Source organism: Nocardioides soli, from assembly GCF_014191495.1.
Classification (GTDB): Bacteria; Actinomycetota; Actinomycetes; order Propionibacteriales; family Nocardioidaceae; genus Nocardioides; species Nocardioides soli.
Genome location: NZ_JACHWR010000001.1, coordinates 867,496 through 890,313, shown reverse-complemented (window position 1 = coordinate 890,313; position 22,818 = coordinate 867,496). Strand labels below are relative to the sequence as shown.

The 22,818-nt window shown below is 72.1% G+C and carries 21 protein-coding genes; 18 read left to right on the top strand and 3 right to left on the bottom strand.

The genetic code is table 11. The features are described from left to right. Positions 1 to 15: 15 nt before the first annotated feature. The 3 genes from FHU40_RS04515 to FHU40_RS04505 all read left to right on the top strand — a co-directional run bounded on the left by FHU40_RS04515 (position 16) and on the right by FHU40_RS04505 (position 3,083). Positions 16 to 1,113, top strand: a complete 1,098-nt coding sequence (locus FHU40_RS04515; RefSeq protein WP_183591049.1) for an SMP-30/gluconolactonase/LRE family protein — start codon at positions 16 to 18, stop codon at positions 1,111 to 1,113. 62 nt (positions 1,114 to 1,175) lie between these two features. After that, entirely contained in the window at positions 1,176 to 1,943 is a 768-nt protein-coding gene (locus FHU40_RS04510; protein WP_183591048.1) for an SDR family NAD(P)-dependent oxidoreductase, read from the top strand. Between the two features lie 129 nt (positions 1,944 to 2,072). Beyond that, positions 2,073 to 3,083, top strand: coding sequence for a DUF3048 domain-containing protein (locus FHU40_RS04505; RefSeq protein WP_183591047.1), 1,011 nt, complete (start codon positions 2,073 to 2,075; stop codon positions 3,081 to 3,083). A 13-nt stretch (positions 3,084 to 3,096) separates the two neighbouring features. Here the strand turns inward: FHU40_RS04505 and FHU40_RS04500 are convergent, their stop codons facing one another. Continuing rightward, positions 3,097 to 3,783 carry a TetR/AcrR family transcriptional regulator gene (locus FHU40_RS04500; protein ID WP_183591046.1) on the bottom strand — a complete coding sequence of 229 codons (687 nt, stop codon included), beginning with the start codon at positions 3,781 to 3,783 and terminating at the stop codon, positions 3,097 to 3,099. Between the two features lie 575 nt (positions 3,784 to 4,358). On the opposite strand from FHU40_RS04500, the gene FHU40_RS04495 reads away from it, so the two are divergent. The 9 genes from FHU40_RS04495 to FHU40_RS04455 all read left to right on the top strand — a co-directional run bounded on the left by FHU40_RS04495 (position 4,359) and on the right by FHU40_RS04455 (position 13,974). Then, positions 4,359 to 5,972 (top strand): ABC transporter substrate-binding protein, encoded by a 1,614-nt coding sequence (locus FHU40_RS04495; protein ID WP_183591045.1) that lies wholly within the window; start codon positions 4,359 to 4,361, stop codon positions 5,970 to 5,972. Between the two features lie 95 nt (positions 5,973 to 6,067). After that, positions 6,068 to 7,090 carry an ABC transporter permease gene (locus tag FHU40_RS04490; protein ID WP_183591044.1) on the top strand — a complete coding sequence of 341 codons (1,023 nt, stop codon included), beginning with the start codon at positions 6,068 to 6,070 and terminating at the stop codon, positions 7,088 to 7,090. Beyond that, the gene (locus FHU40_RS04485; protein ID WP_183591043.1) at positions 7,087 to 7,914 is read left to right on the top strand and encodes an ABC transporter permease; all 828 of its coding nucleotides are present in this window, start codon (positions 7,087 to 7,089) and stop codon (positions 7,912 to 7,914) included. The genes FHU40_RS04490 and FHU40_RS04485 overlap by 4 nt, the downstream gene beginning before the upstream one ends. Further along, on the top strand, positions 7,911 to 8,684 hold the full coding sequence (locus FHU40_RS04480) for an ABC transporter ATP-binding protein (RefSeq protein ID WP_183591042.1): 774 nt from the start codon (positions 7,911 to 7,913) through the stop codon (positions 8,682 to 8,684). The genes FHU40_RS04485 and FHU40_RS04480 overlap by 4 nt, the downstream gene beginning before the upstream one ends. Before the next feature lie 2 nt (positions 8,685 to 8,686). Further along, positions 8,687 to 9,559, top strand: a complete 873-nt coding sequence (locus FHU40_RS04475) for an ABC transporter ATP-binding protein (protein ID WP_246390217.1) — start codon at positions 8,687 to 8,689, stop codon at positions 9,557 to 9,559. Then, complete coding sequence (locus tag FHU40_RS04470; RefSeq protein ID WP_183592196.1) at positions 9,559 to 10,596, top strand: LLM class flavin-dependent oxidoreductase; 1,038 nt, start codon at positions 9,559 to 9,561, stop codon at positions 10,594 to 10,596. The genes FHU40_RS04475 and FHU40_RS04470 overlap by 1 nt, the downstream gene beginning before the upstream one ends. After that, entirely contained in the window at positions 10,593 to 11,783 is a 1,191-nt protein-coding gene (locus FHU40_RS04465; RefSeq protein ID WP_183591040.1) for a M24 family metallopeptidase, read from the top strand. The genes FHU40_RS04470 and FHU40_RS04465 overlap by 4 nt, the downstream gene beginning before the upstream one ends. Further along, the gene (locus FHU40_RS04460; protein ID WP_221199500.1) at positions 11,780 to 13,012 is read left to right on the top strand and encodes a pyridoxal-phosphate dependent enzyme; all 1,233 of its coding nucleotides are present in this window, start codon (positions 11,780 to 11,782) and stop codon (positions 13,010 to 13,012) included. The genes FHU40_RS04465 and FHU40_RS04460 overlap by 4 nt, the downstream gene beginning before the upstream one ends. Beyond that, positions 13,009 to 13,974, top strand: a complete 966-nt coding sequence (locus FHU40_RS04455; RefSeq protein WP_183591039.1) for an LLM class flavin-dependent oxidoreductase — start codon at positions 13,009 to 13,011, stop codon at positions 13,972 to 13,974. The genes FHU40_RS04460 and FHU40_RS04455 overlap by 4 nt, the downstream gene beginning before the upstream one ends. A 21-nt stretch (positions 13,975 to 13,995) precedes the next feature. Here FHU40_RS04455 and FHU40_RS04450 read toward each other — a convergent pair whose 3' ends face one another. Further along, a complete protein-coding gene (locus FHU40_RS04450) occupies positions 13,996 to 15,231 on the bottom strand; it encodes a PucR family transcriptional regulator (protein WP_183591038.1) in 1,236 nt (411 codons plus the stop codon). 99 nt (positions 15,232 to 15,330) lie between these two features. Between FHU40_RS04450 and FHU40_RS04445 the strand changes: the two genes are divergently transcribed. From FHU40_RS04445 to FHU40_RS04430, 4 genes are all read left to right on the top strand, one after another. Continuing rightward, positions 15,331 to 15,888, top strand: coding sequence for a YqgE/AlgH family protein (locus FHU40_RS04445; RefSeq protein ID WP_183591037.1), 558 nt, complete (start codon positions 15,331 to 15,333; stop codon positions 15,886 to 15,888). 68 nt (positions 15,889 to 15,956) lie between these two features. Next, complete coding sequence (locus FHU40_RS04440; RefSeq protein ID WP_215527546.1) at positions 15,957 to 16,220, top strand: DUF3039 domain-containing protein; 264 nt, start codon at positions 15,957 to 15,959, stop codon at positions 16,218 to 16,220. A 122-nt stretch (positions 16,221 to 16,342) separates the two neighbouring features. Continuing rightward, complete coding sequence (locus FHU40_RS04435) at positions 16,343 to 18,025, top strand: DEAD/DEAH box helicase (protein ID WP_246389940.1); 1,683 nt, start codon at positions 16,343 to 16,345, stop codon at positions 18,023 to 18,025. A gap of 127 nt (positions 18,026 to 18,152) precedes the next feature. After that, positions 18,153 to 18,794, top strand: a complete 642-nt coding sequence (locus tag FHU40_RS04430) for a helix-turn-helix domain-containing protein (protein ID WP_183591034.1) — start codon at positions 18,153 to 18,155, stop codon at positions 18,792 to 18,794. Positions 18,795 to 18,907: 113 nt separating this feature from the next. On the opposite strand, the gene FHU40_RS04425 is transcribed toward FHU40_RS04430, so the two are convergent. Continuing rightward, positions 18,908 to 21,232 (bottom strand): sulfatase-like hydrolase/transferase, encoded by a 2,325-nt coding sequence (locus tag FHU40_RS04425; protein ID WP_221199499.1) that lies wholly within the window; start codon positions 21,230 to 21,232, stop codon positions 18,908 to 18,910. Positions 21,233 to 21,348: 116 nt separating this feature from the next. Between FHU40_RS04425 and FHU40_RS04420 the strand changes: the two genes are divergently transcribed. Continuing rightward, positions 21,349 to 22,173: a bestrophin-like domain gene (locus tag FHU40_RS04420; RefSeq protein WP_183591033.1), complete on the top strand. Its 825-nt coding sequence runs from the start codon at positions 21,349 to 21,351 to the stop codon at positions 22,171 to 22,173. After that, positions 22,157 to 22,804: a hypothetical protein gene (locus tag FHU40_RS04415; protein ID WP_183591032.1), complete on the top strand. Its 648-nt coding sequence runs from the start codon at positions 22,157 to 22,159 to the stop codon at positions 22,802 to 22,804. The genes FHU40_RS04420 and FHU40_RS04415 overlap by 17 nt, the downstream gene beginning before the upstream one ends. The last annotated feature ends 14 nt before the right edge of the window (positions 22,805 to 22,818 follow it).

The window sequence follows — 22,818 nt, the reverse complement described above, 5'->3', positions numbered from 1 at the left end:
GGGAGGAACCGTCCGATGAAGTCCCTGCTCGCCGCTGTCTCGCTGCTCGCCCTCCTCGGCACCACCGCGCCCGCCGGAGCCGTCCAGGCAGATCGCGGTGGGACGCCCACACCCGGGCCCGGCTGGTCGCTGGCGGCCGTCGAGCAGGGCCGGCCGACCGCCGAGGGGATCCGCGCGAAGCGGCTGCGGCTCGAGCTGGTCGCCCCCGACGGCCGCCGCAGCGAGGTCCTCGACGTGCGTCAGCGCGGCTACCGCCTCGTCGACTGGTCGGCCGACGCCGCGACTGCGCTGCTGGTCACGGACTACCCGAGGCCGCGCGCGCTCCGGGTCGACGTCGCGTCCGGTACGGCGAGCCGGGTGCCGCTGCCCCGCGACATCTCGCAGGTCCTGCTCGCGCCGGACGGCGGCGGCCTGCTGGCGGTCACGTACGAGCGGGGGAGGACCGGCCGGGCTCCGCTGGTCCGGCTCGACTGGGACGGCACGCGCACCCGGCTCAGCCCGGACGTCGACGGCCCGCTGCTCCCGACGCCCGACGGCAGCGGCCTGGTGACCCACGGCTCGGACTGGAGGCAGCGCGTGGTCCGGCTGCTGTCGACCGCTGACGGCAGCGTCCGGACCGAGATCCCCACGCCGCGGCGCTGCGACCCCGTGCGCTGGTGGGACGACCACCGGGTGCTGGTGTCGTGCCTGGACCACGGCGCCACGACGCTCGGCCTGGTCGACCTGCGGACCGCGACGTACACCCGCCTCACCGAGCGCCGCCACCCGCAACGGATGGACCTCGGCCACCTCGACGCCCGCCGGGCCGGGGGACGCCTCTACGTCCAGGTCGCCGGGCCGTGCGGCTACGTCTACCTCGGCCGCCGACACCGGGACGGTCGGATCACCCGCGTGCGGGTGCCCCACGCCGTCGGCAACGTGCTGCTCGTCGGCGCCCGCGACGGCCGGCTCCTGCTCCAGCACGCGATCAGCTGCGACGGCGCGACCCCGCGATCGGCGCTGACCCTCTTCGACCCGGCCACGCACACGGAGCGGAGGCTGGTCGTGCTGCCGCGTGACGAGGCCTTCGCCGCCGTCCTCCCGTACGGCGAGCCGCGCCCCACCGGGTACTGATCGGCCCGCGGCGCCCTATCGTGGTGCGACGACAGCGACGTCGAGAGGCAGGAGCAGCACCGATGGGTCGTTTTGACGGGCGGGTCGCCGTCGTGACCGGAGCCGCGCGCGGCATCGGGTTCGGGACCGCCAGCCGGTTCGCACAGGAGGGCGCCTCGGTCGCGGTCCTCGACCTCGACGAGGCGTCGGCGGCGCAGGCCGCGGCGCGGCTGCCCGTCGCCGACGGCGCCCGGGCGGTCGGCATCGGTGCCGACGTCAGCAGCACGGAGTCCGCCGAGGCGGCCGTGGAGCGGGTCGTCGCCGAGCTCGGCGGCATCCACATCCTGGTCAACAACGCCGGGATCACCCGCGACAACCTGCTGTTCAAGATGACCGACGACGACTGGGACCTGGTCATGAACGTGCACCTGCGCGGTGCGTTCCTGATGACCCGGGCCGCCCAGAAGCACTTCGTCGCCCAGCGGTACGGCAAGATCCTCAACCTCTCGAGCGTGTCCGCGCTCGGCAACCGCGGGCAGGCCAACTACTCGGCGGCGAAGATGGGCATCCAGGGCCTCACCCGCACCCTCGGCATCGAGCTCGGCCCCTTCGGCGTCAACGCCAACGCCATCGCGCCCGGCTTCATCGCCACCGACATGACCGACGCGACCGCCGCGCGCCTCGGCATCGACGTCGACGAGTTCCGCAAGATGAACGCCGAGGCCAACCCGGTCAAGCGGGTCGGCCTCCCCGAGGACATCGCCGCCGCGGCGGCGTTCCTGTGCAGCGACGAGGCGTCGTACATCACCGGTCAGACGCTGTACGTCGACGGCGGCGCCAAGCTCGGTTGAGGGCGGCGGCCCACCTCCCGCGGGCGGGCGCCGCTCACGATTCCCGGGCGCGCCTCCCCGCGTGCGACGATCCCGCCTGCACACTTGAAGTCGATCAGAACACGCGAGTTTCACGAAACGGAGCGTCCCGTGCGCCGTGCCCAGCTGACCACCGCCCTCCTCGCTGCCGCCAGCCTGCTGCTCGTCGGCTGCGGGGGAGGGGACGAGACCTCCGACGACCAGGCGCCCGCCGCCCAGCAGGTCGCGGGTGGCGAGGAGGTGGCCTCGACCTGGCCGCTCACCGGGCTGCCGGTCAGCGGTGACGAGGAGGTCGCGAAGCCCTACCCGGTGCTGGTCACCAAGATCGACAACACCAGCTCCAGCGCACCGCAGCTCGGCCTCGGCAAGGCGGACCTGGTGGTCGAGGAGCTCGTCGAGGGCGGCCTGACCAGGCTCGCGGCGTTCTACTACTCCGAGCTGCCGGCCAAGGTCGGTCCGGTGCGCTCGATGCGCGCCAGCGACATCGGCATCGTCTCGCCGGTCGACGCGTCAGTCGTCACGAGTGGTGCGGCCGCCCAGACGATCGCGCGGATCAAGGGTGCCGGCATCCAGTTCTTCCCCGAGGGCTCCGCGGGCCTGTCCCGCGACACCGGCCGCAGCATGCCGTACAACGTCTTCGCCGACCTGACGACGGTGGCCACGAGCGCCGAGCAGGACGCCGCGCGGCCGGCCGACTACCTGCCGTGGGGCGAGGAGGAGGACTTCCCGGGCGGCCAGAAGGCCACCACGATCGCGGCGAGCTTCGGCGGCGGCCACACGACGAACTGGACCTACGACGGCACGGGCTACGTCAACGAGAACACCTACGCCGCCGACGGCGACCACTTCCCGGCCGACACCGTGCTCGTGCTGAAGGTGCAGGTCGGCGATGCCGGCTACCTCGACCCCGCCGACAACCCGGTGCCCGAGACCAAGCTCGAGGGCAAGGGCCAGGCGCTGGTCTTCCACGGCGGCAAGCTGGTGCGCGGCACCTGGTCCAAGGCCGGCCTCGACGACGCGATCTCGCTGTCGACGAAGGCGGGCGACCTGACCGTCCCCGCCGGGCACACCTGGATCGAGCTGGTGCCGGCCGCCAACGGCAGCGTGACGTTTTCGAAGTAGGTGGGGTCGGGCCTCAGCCCTCGACCACCGTCTCGCTGCTGGGCAGCTCCACCCCGGCCTCGGCGAGCACCCGGAACCCGGTGAGGATGAAGCCGATCGCGGTCTCGACGTTGGCCGCGGCCACGATCGGATCGGGGGCGCTGGTGACCGACTCGCCGGCCGATGACATCGCGCCGAAGAAGATCCGCGCGAAGGTCTGCTGCAGGTCCTCGTCGAGCTCCCACTCGCCGGCGCTGAGCACCGACCGCACGATCTCCAGGACGGTGGCGAACGTCGAGCGCTCCTCCTGCTCCCGGTAGCGCTCGTAGCCGAGCACCGACGGGCCCTCCTGGATCACGATCCGGCGGTAGCGCGGCTCCTGGACGACGTCGAGGAACGCCCGGAGCCCGGCGGTGGCCTTCTCCCAGGGGTCGCGGTGTCCGCCGAGCGCGTCCTGGATCGCCCGGGCGGCGTCGTACTCGACCCGCTCGAAGACCGCCTCGAAGAGCGCCTGCTTGCCGCTGAAGTGGTGGTAGAGCGCGCCCTTGGTGACCTGGGCGCCGGCCACGATCGTGTCGAGCGAGGTCGCGGCGTACCCGTTCGCGGTGAACAGCTCCTCGGCGACGTCGACGAGCGCCCGCTTCGTCGAGGCGGAGTACTGCTGGCGGCGACCCGTTCCGGGCACGCCACGGACGACCTTGGACACCGGGGACTCGCTCATGGTGCTCCGGAGCCTAGTACCGACCGTAGGTACGCGACTCGGAACCGGGCGGTGGTTGAGGTGCTCCGGAGCGAGGCACGAGCGGAGGAGCCTCGAAACCCGGTGCGGCGAGAGGCGGCCTCGGGTAGGGCGGCGGTGGTTGAGGTGCTTCGGAGCGAGGTACGAGCGGAGGAGCCTCGAAACCTGGTGAGGCGAGAAGCAGCCTCGGGTCACGGCGGTCTGAAGCTCGCTGGGTTTCGAGGCTCGGGCCTGGCGGCCCTCGCACCTCAACCACCGCGCCACGCTGGTTGAGGTGTGAAGGCGCTCTGCGCCTGAGCCTCGAAACCCGGTGAGGTGGGAGTGGCGCTGCTGCCGTCGGGGTGGTGGTGTCGGGGCTCGGGCCTGGCGGCCCTCGCACCTCAACCAGCGGCGGGCTCGGGCTGCCGACTTCTCGTCGGCGCCTCCTTGTGACCGGTCACAAGGTGGTGCCGCCGAACCTTGGCCACCCGGCCATGGTCGGGCGAGGGGCCGGTTGGAAGCATTCGTCTCCTACAGCGGCCCCCGTCGGGCACGTTGTCCGTCCCGCAGGAGGCCAGATGAAAGCCCAGTCCCGTCGTTCCCGCCTGATGGCCATGGCCACGGCGCTCTCCGTCGCCGGCGTGCTCGCGCTCAGCGCCTGTGGCGCCAGCGACGACGAGTCCAGCCAGAGCACGAAGAAGGCCCTGGTGATCAGCCTCGACAGCGCGGTCGACGTGATGGACCCCCAGCAGTGGCGGACGCCGGCCTCGATGGTCACCTCCGGCTCGCTCGTGGAGCAGGTCATCGAGCAGGGCTACAGCAAGACCGGCGGCGTGCAGGTCGGTGGCACCGACTTCAACGAGGCGCTCGCCGAGAAGTGGGAGTACTCCAAGGACGGCAAGACGCTGACCATCACGCTCCGCGACGACCTGACCTTCGCCGACGGCAGCCCGCTGACCGCCGACGACGTCGTCTGGTCCTACCAGCGCGGCCTGGAGATGGCTACGGCGTACACCAAGGTGCTCTACCCGATGGTCGGGCTCACCAAGGACAGCTTCATCGCGGTCGACCCCGGCACCGTCGAGGTGACGTCCGAGTTCGGTACGCCGCTCCTGGACAAGATGCTGGCCATGCAGCCGTTCGGCATCTTCTCCAAGAAGGCCGGCGAGGAGCACGCGACCTCGGACGACCCGTGGGCCGGTGAGTGGTTCCGCGAGAACAACAACTCCTCGGGCCCGTACACCGTCGGCGCCTTCGACAAGACCACCAGCGTGCAGCTCACGCCGAACGCCAAGTACTACGACCAGGACAAGATCGCCAACGGCGGCGTCACGATCCAGTTCATCTCCGACCCGTCGCAGCGCGCGCTCCTGCTGCGCAACGGCGAGATCGACCTGGCCGGCGGCCTGCCGCTCGACCAGGTGGCCGAGCTCAGCAAGGTGGACGGCCTGTCGGTGGTCTCCGAGGCCTCCAACCGGCTCGAGTACCTCGGCCTGAACACGGGCAAGGCCCCCTTCGACGACAAGCGCGTCCGCCGGGCGATCTCGCTGGCGCTGCCCTACCAGACCTTCGTCGACGAGGTGCTCTACGGCTACGCCGACCCGGCCTCGGGCCTGGTCTCCCAGAGCATGGAGACCCACGCCGCCGACTCGGCCGCGGCCTTCAAGACCGACCTGGCCGAGGCCGAGAAGCTGCTGGCGGAGGCCGGCGTCCAGGGCTTCAGCACCACCCTGTCCTACAAGCAGTCCTCGGCGGTCGAGGCCCGCGCGGCGGTCTACATCCAGTCCGCCCTGAAGGACCTGGGCATCGACGTGCAGGTCAAGCCCCTGCCGGACGCCGAGTTCACCCAGCGCACCGTGGCGCGGGACCTGGAGATGTACCTGAACAACTTCCTCGCGTGGGGTGCCGACCCCTTCTACCAGATGGCCTCCCTGGCGGGCAGTGGCGCGGGAACCAACTTCACCAACTACGCCAACCCGGCGCTCGACAAGCTGCTGCAGCAGGGCTTCCGCAGCATGGAGCAGGCCGACCGCGACGCGATCTCGGCCGAGGCCCAGGCCCTGCTGATCGAGGAGATGCCGACCATCCCGCTGTGGAACCCGAAGTGGACCTACGTGGTCCGTGACGGCGTCACTGGCCTGACCAAGGACAACACCGAGCAGCTGCGGCTGCAGTACCTGTCCAAGAGCTGACCGCGCGGGGCCGGGGTGTCCCCACCACCCCGGCCCCGCCCCCGCTCCCGCCCAATCCCACGACCCGCCCGTCGCGCCAAGGAGGTGTACCCGCAGTGTTGCGCTATGTCCTGCGCCGCCTGCTGATCTCGGCCGTCACCGTGATCGGACTGGTCCTGGTCACCTTCCTCGTCGTGCGCGTGCTGCCCGGAGACTCCGCGGCCGCTCGGCTCGGCCCGGAGGCCAGCCAGGCCGACATCGAGACCCTGCGCACCCAGCTCGGGCTGGACGACCCGCTGCCGCGGCAGCTCCTCGACTACTCGACGGGGCTTCTCCATGGCGACATGGGCCCGGCGGTCTCCACCGGACGGCCGGTGAGCGACGAGCTTCTCGACCGGCTCCCCGCCACCATCGAGCTCGCGGTCGCGGGCCTGGTGATCGCCCTACTGCTCGGCTTCCCCCTAGGCCTCCTCGCCGCGGCCCGGCCCGGACGGCCGAGCGATGCCCTGGCTCGGCTGTTCGCGGTGCTCGGCTCCTCGATGGCGCCGATCTGGCTGGGCCTGCTGCTGATCTTCGGGCTCTACTCGACCTGGCAGCTGTTCCCCGGGCCCGTCGGCCGGCTCCCGATCGGCACGCCACCACCACCCGAGGTGACCGGGCTCTACGTCGTGGACAGCCTGCTGGCCGGTGACTTCGCCCTCGCGGGCCAGTCGATGCAGTTCCTGTTCCTGCCCGCGCTCACCCTCGGCCTGGGCGCCTCCGCGGCGGTGCTCAAGATGGTCCGCTCCGCGGTGCTGCAGACGGCGGACTCCGGCTTCGTCCGGACCGCCCGGGCGTACGGCGTCCCGGGGCGCGAGGTGCTGTTGCGCGACCAGCTGCGCAACGCGATGCTCCAGGTCCTGACCGCGATCGGACTGGTCTTCGGCTTCCTGCTCGGCGGCAACATCATCGTGGAGCGGCTCTTCAACTGGCCGGGCATGGGCCGGGTCGCCTACGACGCGCTCGGCAGCAACGACCTCGGCCTCCTGCAGGGCTACGCGTTGATCATCGGCACGCTCTACATCCTGCTCAACCTCGTGGTCGACCTCGTCTACGGACTCATCGACCCGCGCGTGCGTCTGGGAGGGAGCAGCTCATGAGCAGTACGACGTTCCCCGCTCGGGTGGAGGCCCTCCGGCGCCGGAAGTCCCTCGTCGTCGGTGTCGTGATCATCGGCGTGCTGGTCGTCCTCGGGGCGATCGGGCCCTTCCTGCTGGCCGACCCGAGCGAGCGGGTCGCCGACCCCTTCCTCTCGCCGTCCGCCAGCCACTGGTTCGGCACCGACAGCTACGGTCGCGACGTCTTCTCCCGCTGCGTCAACGCGATCTGGCTCGACCTCGCGATCGGCGTGAGCGTGGCGGTCCTGGCGATGGTGATCGGCTCCGCGATCGGCGTGGTGGCCGGCTACCTCGGCGGCATCGTCGACGACGTGATCATGCGCGCCGTCGACATCCTGATGGCCTTCCCCGGGTTCGTGCTCGCGATGATCCTCCTGGTCTCGCTGGGGGAGTCCCTGCCGAAGCTGGCGATCGCGCTGGCGATCGCCCAGGTCGCGCCGTTCGTGCGCCTGGTGCGCTCGAAGGTGCTCAGCGAGCGCGAGCTCGACTACGTCGCCGCGGCCCGCGTCTCCGGCGCCCGCTGGCCCCGCGTGGCCTTCCGGCACCTGCTCCCGAACTCGATCCGGCCGGCGGCGGTGCAGCTCACCCTGGTCTGCGGCTACTCGATCCTCAACGTCGCCGGCCTCGCCTACCTCGGCGTCGGTATCCACCCGCCGACGGCGGAGTGGGGCGTGATGGTGGCCGAGGGAGCCGCGAACATGCTCACCGGCCAGTGGTGGACCGCCTTCTTCCCGGGCCTGATGATCGCGGTCACGGTCATGGCGCTGCACTTCATCGGCGACGACCTGGGAGGTGACCGGCAGTGACCCGCCTCGCAGTGGAGAACCTTCGGGTGGAGGTGCCCGGCCGGGCCACGATCCTCGACGACGTCAGCTTCGACATCGCACCCGGCGAGATCGTCGGCCTCGTCGGCGAGTCGGGCTCGGGCAAGTCGATGACGTCGCTCGCGGTGATGGGCATCCTGCCCCGCGGCGTCGTGCAGACGGCCGGACGCATCCTCGTCGACGGCACCGACGTCACGTCGGTCGCCCGGCGGTCGGTCGCGCACCGGTTCGCGATGATCTTCCAGAATCCCCGCGACTCGTTGAATCCCCTGATGCGCGTCGGCGACCAGGTCGCCCGGATGGTGTCCCTGCACCAGGGGAAGGAGCGGCGCGCCGCCCGCGCCGCGGCGGTGGACCTACTCGAGCAGGTCCGGATCGTCGAGCCCGCCCAGGCCGCCCGCAAGTACCCGCACCAGCTCTCGGGCGGCATGTGCCAGCGGGTGATGATCGCGATGGCCCTGGCCTGCCGTCCGCAGCTGCTGCTGGCCGACGAGCCCACCACCGCACTCGACGTGACCGTGCAGGCCCAGATCCTCGACCTCGTCGTCGCGCTGACCGAGGAGATCCAGTGCAGCGTGCTCCTGGTGACCCACGACCTCGGCGTCGTGGCGGAGACCTGCGACCGGGTCAACGTGCTCAACCAGGGCCGGCTCGTGGAGACGGGGGAGACGCACGACGTGCTCAGCAACCCGACCCACGAGTACACGCGCTACCTGCTCGACTCGGCCCGCGAGCTGGAGGTCGGCCCGTGACGATGCTCGAGATCTGCGACCTGCGCAAGGAGTACCGCACCGGCCGCGCCACCCTGCACGCGCTCGACGGGGTCAGCGCCTCCCTGGTCGCCGGCCGGACCCTCGCCGTGGTCGGCGAGTCCGGGTCGGGCAAGTCGACCTTGGGCTCGATCGTGGCCGGGCTGGAGACCGCGACCTCCGGGACCGTGACGATCGACGGGACCACCGTCGACCGGCGAGCGTTCCGCGGCCCCCTGCGGCGGCGGGTGCAGACCGTCTTCCAGAGCCCGCTGCAGTCGCTCAACGCCAAGTTCCGGGTGGAGACCACGCTGGCCGAGCCGCTGCGGGTGCTGCTGCGGATGAGCCGCAGCGAGGCCTCGACCCGCGTCGACGAGCTCCTCGACGCGGTGCACCTGCCCCGCGAGCTGCGGCACCGGCGGCCGGCCGAGCTCTCCGGCGGTCAGCAGCAGCGGGTCGCCATCGCCCGGGCCCTGGCGCCCGATCCCGACCTCGTGGTGCTCGACGAGCCGACCAGCGGCCTCGACCAGTCCATCCGCGGCCACATCGTGAACCTGCTGCGCGAGCTCCAGGCCGAGCGGCAGCTCAGCTACATCTTCATCACGCACGACATCGACGTCGCCCAGGCGATCGCGCACGACGTGATCGTGATGCAGCACGGCCGGATCGTCGAGGAGGGCGGCCGCGAGGTGCTGACGGCACCCACGGACCCCTACACCCGGCGGCTCCTGGACGCCGTACCGACGCTGGACCCGGCCCGCCGCCGTCGCCACCTGCGGCTCGAGGCCCTGCCCGCGGCAGCCGTCCCCGACACACCTGTGGGCGCTGCCATCAATCCCCCTTCAGCCCACCCCTTTGATGAGGAGACAGCACCGTGATGCGTTTCGGACTCGGCGTTCCCACCGGAACCGAAGGCCTGATGTACCCCGTCCCCTACGCGAGCCCCGAACAGGCCGTGCAGCTGGCCGTCGAGGCCGAGCGCCTCGGTTTCGACGGAGTCTGGGGCAACGATCACGTGACCACCCAGCACTACGTGCGCGAGGAGTTCCCCGAGCCGCCGCGCTACTACGACCCCTACCTCTACCTGGCGTACGTCGCCGCGGAGACCACCACGCTGCACCTGTGCACGGCGATCACGGTGCTCTCCTTCCGCAACCCCGCCGTGCTGGCCAAGCAGGCCGCCACCCTCGACCAGCTGTCGGGCGGCCGCTTCAAGATGGGCGTCGGCATCGGTGCCTACCGCGAGGAGGCCGAGGCGATCTGGCCCGGCGCCAAGCTGCACCGCGGGCGCCAGGCCGACGAGTACCTCGAGGCCCTGCAGGTGATCTTCCGCGACCGCAGCGCGACCTACGAGGGCGAGTTCGTGAACTTCCGCGACGTGGAGAGCTTCCCGCGGCCGCGCCAGGAGGTGCTCCCGATCCTCTCCGGTGGCAACTCCGAGGGCTCGCGCATCCGCGCCGCCAAGTTCTGCCACGGCTGGATCCCGGCGGTGCTCACCCCGGCCGAGGTCACCGAGGGCCTCGACGCGATCCGGGCCATCGCCGAGGCGAACGGCCGCGAGCTGCCCGCGGACTTCGACGTCGCGCCGCAGCTCTCGGTCTCCATCGGCAAGGACACCAAGGACGCCATCGCCCGGTTCGAGGAGTCCCAGCTCTACGCCCACATGCGGTCGCTGTCGAAGAGCACCCTGAAGGACCAGGACACCTCCGACTTCGTGAGCCGCAACCTGATCGGCAACGGCCAGCAGATGCTGGAGCAGGTGCACGCGTACGCCGAGGCCGGCGTGACCACGCTCTCGGCGCTGCTCTTCGCCTGCAACACCGTCGAGGAGACGCTCGACAACATGGCGTGGTTCTCCGAGAACGTCATCCAGCCCTACCGTCGTGAGGCGGGCGGGGCCGGGGACGACCGATGAGTGCGCGCGGGATCGACCCCGCCCTGATCCGGGCCCGGCGGGACAAGCTCCGCGGTGCGCTGCCGGCCGCCGGCGTCGACGTGGTGCTCGCGCTCAGCGCGGCGAACGTCGACTACGCGACCGGCTACCGCAGCGTCGCCGCCGTCGTGCACGGCACGTCGCCGCTGGCGGCTGTCCTGTCCAGCGACCGGCTGACGATCGCCGGTCCGGTCTCCGACAGCGCTCCGGGCTTCGACGCCGGCCTGGCGGAGGAGGACTACTGCGCCTACGGGCGCTTCTTCTTCGAGTCCGCCGACGGCGCGGCCCGGGCCACCCAGCTGGTCGAGCAGCACGCCGACTACGCGGCCACCATCGCCGCCGCGCTCCGTGCGGCCGGCGACCCGACCCGGGTCGGGCTCGACGAGCGCGCCTGCCCCGAGCCGCTGCGCCGCCGGCTCGCCGAGCTGCTGCCGCAGGTCGAGTTCGTGGACTCCAGCGACTGGTTCGCCGGCGTGCGTGCCGTCAAGCTGCCCGGCGAGGTGGACCTCCTCGAGGCCTCCGCTCGCGTCGTCGAGAAGGCCATCCTGGCCGGCATCGATGCCGCGGCGGTCGGCGTGACCGAGGCCGAGATCGCCCGCGTGGTCTCCGGCACCCTCGTGGCCGAGGATCTCGAGCCCCGGTTCGTGGTGGTGACCTCGGGGCCGCGCTCCGCGCTGGCCGACGCCTCCGCGACCCACCGTGCGCTGGAGGCCGGGGACCTGCTCCGCTTCGACGTGGGCGGCACCCGCGAGGGCTACTGGGCCGACCTGGGGCGTACGGCGGTCCTGGGCGAGCCCTCCGCACGCCAGCAGCAGTTCTACGACGCCATCCTGGCCGCCGAGGAGGACCAGTTCGCCCGTGCCCGGCCCGGCGTGCTGGCCTCCGAGCTGTTCGACCTGGCCGTCCGCTCGGTCGAGACCCACGGCGGCCCCGCGCCGTACCGGCGGCAGCACTGCGGTCACGGCATCGGCCTCGAGGTCTACGAGGCGCCGATCGTGGCGCCCGGGCACGACCGGGAGTTGGAGCCTGGGATGACCTTCTGCTTCGAGACCCCCTACTACGAGCTGGGCTGGGGCGGGATGATGGTCGAGGACGCGCTGGTGGTGACCGACGACGGCATCCGGCTGTTGAGCGACCGTCGCCGCGAGCTCCAGGTGGTGCCGCTGTGAGCGCCTACCTGGGCCACCTCGTGCACCCGGTCACCGGCGACAAGGTGGCCGAGGAGGACGCCTACCTCCCGACGGAGGTCGACGGCGGCCATGTCTACGCCGTGCCGACCTACGACCTCGCCCGGGCGCGGGGGCTCGAGACGACCGACGACCCCGGGCTCTTCCGCTACCGCCCGCTGCTGCCCATCGAGGCGGGACCGGTGGTCAGCCTCGGCGAGGGGGACACGCCCCTGGTCGCGACCGAGAACCTCGGTGCCGAGCTCGGCCTGCCGCACCTCTACGTCAAGGACGAGTCGCGCAACCCGACCTGGTCCTACAAGGACCGGCTGGCCGCGGTGGCCGTCACCAAGGCCGTGCAGCAGGGCCGCGACACCGTCGTGGTCTCCAGCACCGGCAACCACGGCGCCGCGGTCGCGGCGTACGCCGCCCGCGCCGGGCTACGCTGCGTGGTGCTCACCCTCGCCTCGGTGCCGCTGGCCATGAAGACGATGATGCAGGCCTACGGCGCCCAGACCGTCGCCGTGGAGAAGCCCACCGACCGGTGGGTGATCATGCGGCAGGCCGTCGAGGAGCGCGGCTGGGTGCCGATGTCCGGCTTCGTCGGGCCGCCCTCGGGCTCCAACCCGTTCGGTTGCGAGGGCTACAAGACGATCGCCTACGAGCTGCACGCCCAGCTGGGCGACGTGCCCGATGTGGTCGTCACCCCGGTCGCGTACGGCGACGCGCTCGCCGGCCTGGCGCGCGGCTTCCAGGATCTGGTCGAGCTGGGCCTGAGCAGCAGCGTGCCGCGGCTGGTGGCCACCGAGCCGTTCGGCCCGTACGGCCACGCCCTGCAGGAGGGGTTCCGCGCCGCGGCGACCGTGCCGGTGTCGGACTCGGTGTCGTTCTCGATCGCCACTCCGATGGCGACCTGGCAGGGATGGGACGCGCTCGTCCGGACCGGGGGAGCAGCGGTCTCGCTCGACGACGCACAGACCATGGCCGCGCAGCGCCGCCTGGCGGCGAGCGACGGGCTCTTCGTCGAGGCCTCGTCGGCGACCACGGTGGCCGCACTTCCCGAGCTGATCGAGCGGGGCGTCGCCCGGCCCGAGGACCGGGTCGTGCTGCTCGCCACGTCGACCGGCCTGAAGGACATCCCGACGGCGGCCGCCACCCTGCCGGAGGTGCCGGTGATCGAGCCGACCCTGGCGGCGCTCGACGCCGCGATCGGGGAGGGGGCCGGCCGATGAGGCTGGGAGTCGCGCCGTCCGGACGTCGCAGCGCCGCCGACGCCGTCGACCTCGCCCGGCTCGCCGAGCGGGCCGGACTGCACGACGTGTGGGTCAGTGAGGACTACCTCGAGCGCGGCGCGTTCGCCGTGGCCGGCGCGATCGCCGCGGTCACCGAGCGGGTCCGCGTCGGCCTCGGCGTGGTGAACCCGTGGACCCGGCACGTCGCCCTGATGGCGATGGAGGCCCACGCGCTGGCCGAGGTCTCCGCCGGCCGCAGCGTGCTCGGCCTGGGCGCCTCGAACGCACGGTGGATGCAGGAGCAGCTGGGCATCCCCTTCGAGCGGCCCATCGGGGTGCTCGCCGACTACACCGCCGCCCTGCGGGTGCTGCTCGCCGGTGGCCGGCTGGACGGCGAGGTGCTCGGCACGCAGATGAGCTGCGCCCTGGACGCCACGCCGCCGCAGCAGGTGCCCATCGTCTGGGGCGTCAAGGGGCCGCGGGCGCTCGCTCGGGGCGCGGAGCTGGCCGACGGCCTGATGCTCTCGGTGCTCTCGTCCGCCGGTTACGTGCGCTGGGTCCGCGAGACCTACCGGCCGACCGAGGTGACGGCGTACGCCTCCTTCACCCTCGACACCACGACCACCGGCGCGCGGGAGCGGCTGCGTGCCCACACCGCGCGCTACCTGGGCATGCACGGCGCCTCCGCGATCACCGAGCACGCCGGCATCGACCAGGACCTCGCGGCCGAGCTGCAGCGCCGGCTGCGGGCCGGGGAGTCGGCCGCCGAGCTCGTGGACGACGACTGCGTCGGGGCGGTCACGATCTCCGGCACGGTCGACGACGCGGTCGCGGGGCTGCTGGCGATGCGCGACGCCGGGGTCGACTCGCTGGTGGTCATCGACGACGGCACGGCCGCGCCGGAGGAGCTGGTCTCCGCGCTGGTGCGGGTCGCGCGGGAGGCCGGGCTCGTCGACGGCTGAGTCCGTGCCCCCAGGTGGGCACTACTCGCCGGAGGCCTCCCACGCCTCCACCGCCAGCACCAGCTTCGCCAGGTCGCGTGGTCGCCGGGTGAGCAGGCCGGTGCGCTCCTCGATGCGCCGCAGCCGGTAGACGACGGTGTTCTTGTGCACGTGCAGGGCCTCGGCCGTGGCCCGCACCGAGAGGTCCTGCTCGAGGTGCGTGCGCAGCGTGACCAGGAGGTCGCCACCGCCCTCCAGCGGCTCGAGGTAGCGCTGGACCAGGTGCCGCCCCATCGGCGGATCGCGGTGCACCATCACCTCCAGCAGGCGATCGCGGAAGAGGTGCACGGGTGGGCCGTCGTCGGTCGCCGACCGCGACTCCAGGGTGGTGATCGCCTGCTTGCACGCGGTGCCCAGGCCGGACATGCCGACGCAGGTGTTGCTGATCGCGGCGACGACGTCGGTCGCCGCGTCGTACCGGAACGAGTCGGCGATCCGCGTGGCCAGGCTCCGCAGGTCGTCGCCCCGCCAGGGCATCGCGAAGAGGGTCACCCACTCGAGGCCCTCGGCCTCGACGGTGCCCGACAGCACCGGCACGGCGAAGAGCTGCCGCAGCCTCGACACGAAGCGGTGCCGGTGCCGCTCCATGGCGGCGCGGTCGGCCCGGACCCGGGAGGCGAGCGCGACGATCACGAACGTGCCCCGCTCGGGGTCGTCGATGCCCATCGTGACGGCCAGGCGCTGCAGGTCGGCCAGCTCGACGCTGGATCCCGTCGCCAGCCGCCGGAAGAGGCCGGGCTCGCTGAGTCGCAGGTCCTCCTCGACCTGGCGCTGGATCTCCATGTGCGCCTCGAGCATCGCCTGCTCCAGGGCGTCCAGGCAGCGGATCATCGCGGCGCGGCCGCTGCCGATGTTGGCCCGCTGCACCTGCATGCGCGCGCACCAGTCGACGTACTCCTCGTTGAGGGCCCGCTCCGCGGTGCGGAACGACTGGATCACGGAGGAGGCGGAGACCCCCTGGATCGCGCGCCGCTCCCCGGTGGCCGTCGCGCGGGCGAGCTCCTCCGCGGTCGGCTCCCGGTCCTCGAGCAGGCAGGTGATGACGTTGTGCACGTTCTCCCGAGTCCGCTCGCGCAGCTCACTCTGGTGCAGCATCAGCTCGGCGTAGGCCGGCACCGACGACCAGACCTCCGTGACGATCCTGGTCATCAGGTCGTCGAACTCCTTGAGCATCGCGCGAGCCACGCGCTTGACGTCCTCGGTGATCCGCTCGCCCATGCCCCGAACCTATGTGGTGGGCCGAGGGCGCCGGCTGCTGGGCCGGCCTCGCATGATCCGGGCGATGCCGTGACTGGAGGGGTGCGTGATGATGGGGCCATGAGCGAGGCACGCGCGGGGATGCTGCTGCTGGCGACGCCTGCGCTCCTCGACCCGAACTTCGCCGACAGCGTCGTGCTGCTGCTCGACGTCGACGACGACGGCGCGCTCGGGGTGGTGCTCAACCGGCCCTCCGCCGTCCGCGTCGACGACGTCCTCGACGCCTGGACCGACGTGGTCAGCGAGCCCGACGTGCTCTTCCACGGCGGCCCGGTCGGCACCGACGGCGCGCTCGCCGTGGCCCTGCTGCGCGATGCCGACGACGCCCCGGTGGGCTTCCGCGCCCTCGAGGGTCGGCTGGGCCTCGTCGACCTCGACACGCCGGTGGAGCTGATCGAGGGGAGCCTGGCCGAGCTGCGGATCTTCGCCGGGTACGCCGGGTGGGGCGCCGCCCAGCTCGACGGCGAGATCGCCGAGGGCAGCTGGTACGTCGTCCCCGCCGAGAGCGTCGACGCGTTCCGGATCGACACCGCCGAGCTGTGGCGCGAGGTGCTGCGCCGGCAGCCCGGCGAGCTGGCCTGGCACTCGACGCGCCCGTTCGATCCCGAGCTGAACTGACCGGCGCCGGCGCGACGGCAGTCCCTCTCCGGGGCACCTCTGACGTAAGGTGTTCGTCCGTGACCACCATCGGCTTCTCGACAGACACGGACGTCCGTGAGGATCGCCGTACCGTCCCGACCGATGAGGGCGACCACGAGCGGTTCTCCCACTACGTGGAGAAGGACAAGCTCACCGAGGCGATGGTGATGGGCACCCCCGTCGTGGCGCTCTGCGGCAAGGTCTGGGTGCCCAGCCGCGCGCCGGAGAAGTTCCCGGTCTGTCCCGAGTGCAAGGAAGTCTGGGAGTCGCTCCGCGACGACGCCGGCGGCGGCAGCGGGTCCGACGAGTGACGGGTCGGCCGGCGGCCGATCCCCAGCCCAACGCGCCTCTCGGATCGAGGCTGGGCCCGGCCTGGCCAGAGCGCGCCGCCTGGGGTACGGCGACCTCCCTGCGTGCGTGGCAGTCCGCTGCCATGAAGCAGTACTTCGACGACCACCCCCGCGACTTCCTCGCGGTCGCGACGCCGGGGGCGGGCAAGACGACGTTCGCGCTCTCGGTCGCCGCCGAGCTGCTCGGCCGCCGGCTGGTCGACCGGATCACGGTGGTCGCGCCGACCGAGCACCTCAAGCTGCAGTGGGCCGAGGCGGCCGCGCGGGCCGGCATCCCGATCGACCCGACGTACTCCGCCGGCAAGGGCAAGACGTCGGGGGACTTCGTCGGCGTCGCGGTGACCTACGCCGGCGTCGCGGTGAACCCGCTCGCGATGCGGATCCGCACCGAGCGGTTCAAGACCCTGGTGATCCTCGACGAGGTGCACCACGCCGGTGACGCGCTGTCGTGGGGCGAGGGCATCCGGGAGGCGTTCGAGCCGGCGTCGCGCCGGCTCGCGCTCACGGGCACGCCGTTCCGCTCCGACATCAACCCGATCCCGTTCGTCAGCTACGCCCCGGGCGACGACGGCGTGCCGCGGTCGGTGGCCGACTACACCTACGGCTACGCGCACGCGCTGGCCGACCACGTCGTCCGGCCGGTGCTGTTCATGGCGTACTCCGGCGAGATGCAGTGGCGCACGCGCGCGGGCGACGAGATCGCCGCGCGCCTCGGCGAGCCGCTGACCAAGGACCTCACCAACCAGGCCCTGCGCACCGCGCTCGACCCCGGCGGCGCGTGGATCCCGTCGGTGCTGGCCGCCGCCGACAAGCGGCTCTCGGAGGTGCGCCGGCACGTCCCGGACGCCGGCGGCCTGGTGATCGCGACCGACCAGGACTCCGCCCGCGCCTACGCCAAGATCCTGCGGGGTATCTCCGGCGAGCCCGCGACCGTCGTGCTCTCCGACGAGAAGGCCGCGTCGAAGCGGATCAGCGAGTTCAGCGGCAACGACCGGCGCTGGATGGTCGCGGTGCGCATGGTGTCCGAGGGCGTCGACGTGCCCCGCCTGGCCGTCGGCGTCTACGCGACCACCACCTCGACCCCGCTCTTCTTCGCCCAGGCCGTCGGCCGGTTCGTCCGGGCCCGTAACCGGGGGGAGACGGCATCGGTCTTCCTGCCGTCGGTGCCCAACCTGCTCGGCTTCGCCTCGGAGATGGAGGTCGAGCGCGACCACGTGCTCGGCCGCAAGGTCAAGGACGAGGGCGACATCTTCGCGGCCGAGGACCAGCTGATGGCGGAGGCGAACGCGGGGGACGCGGCGTCCGACGACCTGCTGGGGTCCTTCGAGGCGATGGGCTCCGAGGCCCGCTTCGACCGGGTGCTGTACGACGGCGGCGAGTTCGGCCACGCCGGCGAGGTGCACGTCGGGTCGGAGGAGGAGATGGACTTCCTCGGCATCCCCGGCCTGCTCGAGCCCGACCAGGTGCGCGAGCTGCTGCACAGTCGCCAGAGCGAGCGCGCGAAGAAGCAGAAGGCCGCGAGCGCCGCGAAGCCCGAGCCCGACACCGTCGCGCAGGTCTCCGCCCACGAGCAGCTCGCCGTGCTCCGGCGCGAGCTCAACGGCCTGGTCGCCGCCTGGTACCACCGCACCGGGCAGGCGCACGGCATCACGCACGCCGCGCTGCGCAAGGAGTGCGGCGGCCCGGCCGCGGCGGTCGCGACCGCCGAGCAGCTGCACGCCCGGATCGACCGGATCCGCGACTGGGCGACGCGCAAGACCTCCTGACCCAGACCTCGCCGTGGCCGCGCGACGCACCTGACCTCGCTGCTGTGGAACGTGAGTCTCCACAGCACACACGTCAGGTGCGTCGGGGCCGGGAGCACCCAGGCTCTCGGCTCGCTACGCTCGCACCGTGGCCGCCGAGATCTCCCAGACGCTCGATCGCGGTCTGCGCGTGCTCGACGTACTCGTGGCCGCGCCCGACGGGCTGACGATCACCGAGCTCGCCGCCGAGCTCGAGGTCAGCCGCACCATCGTGCACCGGCTGGTCGGGACGCTCGAGCGTCACACGCTGGTACGCCGCGACCCGCGCGGCCGGCTCCAGGTCGGCCTCGGAGTGCTCCGGCTCGGGACCGCCGTGCAGCCGGTGATCCGCGAGGCCGCGCTGCCGGTGCTGCGCGACCTGGCCGAGACCGTCGGCTGCACGGCACATCTGACGATCGCCGACGGCGAGGAGGCGCTGGCGCTCGCGGTGGTCGAGCCGTCGTGGACCGACTACCACGTCGCCTACCGGGTCGGCTCCCGGCACCCGCTCGCCGCCGGCGCGGCCGGCCGGGCGATCCTGCTCGGCCGATCCGGCGACCCCGCGCCGTACGTCGTGACCGTCGGCGAGCTGCAGGTCGGTGCGCGCGGACTGGCCACGCCGGTGCGCGACGTACCCGGACTCGACGCCAGCGTCGGCATCGTCACCCTCGACGCCGGTCTCGACGAGGCCGCGGTCGCGCCGCAGGTCGAGCGTGCCGCCGCCGAGCTGAGTGCCCAGCTCTCACCGTGACGCCCTCCTGGCGGCCCGATCGTTGATCGGTCGGTCGCGGGTGCAATTGAACGGTTGTGCCCGCCCCCGGGCCGCCGCCGAGCGGAGCGCCTGGCTCGCGGCGAGATCGAGGCTCAGCTGAGGTAGCTCACCTCGACGGTGTCGATCGTGCCCTCGAAGGGGAACGGCGCCCGGTCGAAGTAGTCCAGCGAGACCGAGCCGCCCAGGCAGGTGCCGATGTCGAGGCAGTCGTTGGCGGTGAAGAGGAGTGGCGCGCTGACCGGCACGAGCCCGGACGCGACCTGCGCGCCGTCGACCGACAGGGTGACGTCGAGTGGGCCACCGGGCCGGACCTCGGCGTACTCGGTGCGCACCTCGATCCGGGTCCGCCCCGCCGGCAGCGGCTGCTCGGTCCGGATCTTGGTGCGCATCAGGATGAAGCAGTTGTACTCGTAGCAGAGGTGGCCGTCGTCCATGAAGCAGGTCAGTCCGCCGCCGGCGCCGCCGAGCGCGTAGAGCACGCCACTGGCGCGCTCGGGCAGCTCGGCGTCGATGGTGACGGTGTTGGCGCGGTTGCCCAGCGCGGGCGCGCAGAACTCGGGCATCCGCACGATGTCGCCGCTGAAGGTCCAGCTGCGGTACGGCGTGGAGATCCGCAGCTCGGGGTGGAACACGGGCACCCACAGACCCCCGCCGACCGGGTACACGCTGTTGCGCGCCGCCTCGATCGCGAAGACCTCCTTGAGCTGCGCGAGCTTGTCGGGGTGGGTCTCGGCGAGGTCGTTGGCTTGGGTCCAGTCCTCGTCGAGGTGGTAGAGCTCCCACGTGTCCTGGTCCGGCGTCCACTCCTGGATGCCCGGCGGCTGGCCCGGCACCCAGGGTGCCCGCGGCCCGAAGGCCGAGGCCATCCAGCCGTCGTGGTAGATCGCGCGGCTGCCCATGATCTCGAAGTACTGCGTGCGCAGCCGCCCCTCGGCGTCCGGGTCGTCGAAGGTGTAGGCGAAGCTGGTGCCGTCGAGCGGCTGCTGCTCGACACCGCGGACGACGCGGGGCGGGGTGACCCCGAGCACCTCGTAGATCGTCGGCACCAGGTCGTTGCAGTGGTGGAACTGCGTGCGCGGGCGCGCGTCCGCGGCGATCTTCTCGGGCCACCGCACCACCATCGGGTTGCGGGTGCCGCCGAGGTGGGAGGCCAGCAGCTTCATGCCCTTGTACGGCGTGCTGCCCGCCCACGCCCAGCCGGCGTGGTACTGGTTGTCGGTCTTGGGCGAGCCGAGCACGTCGAGGCCGCCGATCTCCTCGAGCGCCTTGATGTGCATGTCCACGGTGGTGGGGATGCCGTTCTGCGCGAGGAGCTCGCTGATCGTGCCGTTCTGGCCCTCGCCGGAGGAGCCGTTGTCGCCCCAGATGTAGAACACCAGGGTGTTGTCGGCCCGCCCGAGCCGCTCCACCTCGTCGAGGAGCCGGCCGACCTGCACGTCGACGTGCTCGGCGTACCCGGCGGCGATCTCCATCAGTCGGCGCTGGAACGGCTTCTCCTCCTCGGAGATGTCGTCCCAGGCGGGCAGGCGGGGGTCGCGCGGCGTCAGCTCGGCGTCCTGGGGGATCCAGCCGGCCGTCTTGGCCGACTCGTGGACCCGCTCGCGGTAGGCGTCCCAGCCGTCGTCGAACGCGCCGGCGTACTTGTCCGCCCACTCCTTCATGATGTGGTGCGGGCCGTGCAGGCAGCCGCTCGCCCAGTACATGAAGAACGGCTTGTCCGGCTCGAAGGCCTGGTGCCGGCGCAGCCAGCCGATCGCGTCGTCGGCGAGGTCCTCGCTGAGGTGGTAGCCCTCCTCGGCCCGCTTGGGCGGCAGCACGCTGGTGGTGTTGCGCACCAGGTTGGGCTCGTACTGCGAGGCCTCGCCCGCGAGGAAGCCGTAGAAGTACTCGAACCCGCGGCCGGTCGGCCAGTTGTGGAACGGTCCCGACGGCGTCGTCTCCTCGGCCGGCGTGTTGTGCCACTTGCCGAAGGCCGCGGTGGAGTAGCCGTAGTCGGTCAGCACCTCGGCGACCAGCGACGTGCTGGTCGGGATGTGGCCCGAGTAGCCGTCCCAGTCGTTGGCCAGCTCGGCGATCTGGCCGTTGCCGATCCGGTGGTGGTTGCGTCCGGTCAGCAGCGAGGCGCGGGTGGGCGAGCACATGGCGGTGGTGTGGAAGCGGTTGTAGCCGATGCCCTCGGAGAGGACCCGGGTCAGCGTCGCGGTCCGCACCTCGCCGCCGAACGTGTCGGGCAGGCCGGGCCCGGCGTCGTCGATCAGGACGACCAGGATGTTGGGGGCGTCCTTCGGCAGGTGCTGCTCCGGCTCGCGCGCCCGGTAGACCGACTCCTGCATGGTGCGGCCGGCCAGGGATGCCGAGGGGGTCGGTGGGAACGGCAGGACCTCCTGCCGGGGCAGGGTCGGGTGCTCGATGCTCACGGTCGTGCTCGCTTCCACGGATCACGGGTGCGGCCACGGTAGGAGCGGATCGGCAGGGACGTCTTCACACGATTCGGATGATGTCCCCGGATGGCGGCGTCGCCAGGATGAGCGGCGTGAACCTCGTCGTCGCCCTGTTCATCGCGATCGCGACGACCGCGGTCGCGGTCGTCGCGATGCTGGTCGTGCGCCGCTACGCCCCGGAGGGCAGCAGGTTCACCGACGGCGACCGCGCGTCCGGCGTGTTCGGCGTGCTGGCGACCGGGTTCTCGGTCCTGCTCGGGTTCATCATCTTCCTGGCGTTCACGTCGTACGACGAGGCCCGCGCCGGCGCCGAGTCGGAGGCCACGATCGTGGCCCAGCAGGTCCAGACCGCCCAGTTCCTGCCGGCTCCCGAGTCGGCAACGCTGACCGGCGAGCTCGTCTGCTACGCCCGCTCGGTCGTCGGCGCGGAGTGGGACGCGGTCGACTCCGACACCCTCGGCGAGCAGGTGAACCCGTGGGGCGTGGCGATGTTCCGCACCATCTCGACCGTCGAGCCGTCGACCGACGCGGAGCAGTCGGCGTATGACCGCTGGATGGACCAGACCTCCGATCGTGAGCAGGCCCGGGTCGACCGCATCCACGGTGCCGAGGGCCTGATCCCGCTCCCGCTGTGGCTGGTGCTCTGGATCGTCTGCGGGATCCTCTTCGTCTACCTGCTCTTCTTCGCCGACAGCGGGGAGGGCGCGGTGACCCAGGGCGTGCTGATGGGCAGCGTCACGCTGGTGATCACGCTCATGATGCTGCTGCTCGTCTTCTTCGACCATCCGCACGGCGACGGGGTCGGTCGGCTCAAGCCGACGGCGATGGAGCGCACCCTGGAGCTGATGGACCAGCAGATGCGGGCCGCCGACGTCAGTGTCTCCCCGCCCTGTGACGAGCATGGCCGAGCCGGCTGACCCGGGCCGGTCGGGCCGCGACTGGCAGGAGGTCCTCGTCACGGTGCTGCTCGTGGTCGCCGCCCTCGGCACCTCGTGGAGCAGCTACCAGGCCACCCGCTGGAACGGCGAGCAGGCCGCCGCCGCCAGCCGGACCAGCGCCATCCGGATCGAGGCGGCGCGCGCCCAGGGTCTCGCGCAGGCCGAGACGCAGGTGGACGTCGCGACGTTCATCGCCTGGGCCGACGCCCAGCAGCGCGGCGAGCGCGACATGGCGGCCTTCTACGAGGACCGGTTCCGGCCCGAGTTCCGGCCGGCCTTCGAGGCCTGGCTGGCCACCGACCCGCTCACCACGGAGGGTGCGCCGCCCACGCCGTTCGCCATGGACGAGTACCGCGTCGCCGCGAAGGAGAAGGCGGCCGCGCTCGACGTCGAGTCCGAGCGCTCCGCGGCCGAGGTCCGTCGCGACATCCAGCGCGCCGGCAACTATGTGCTGTCGGTGGTGCTCTACGCCGTCGTCCTCTTCTTCGCCGGCATCGGCACCCGGATCCGCAGCCGGCGGCTGCGCTGGGTGCTCTGCGGCGTCGGGACCGCCACCCTCCTGGTCGCGCTCGGCTGGGTCGCGACGATGCCGGTCAGCCTGGCGATCTGAGGGTCCAGGTCCGG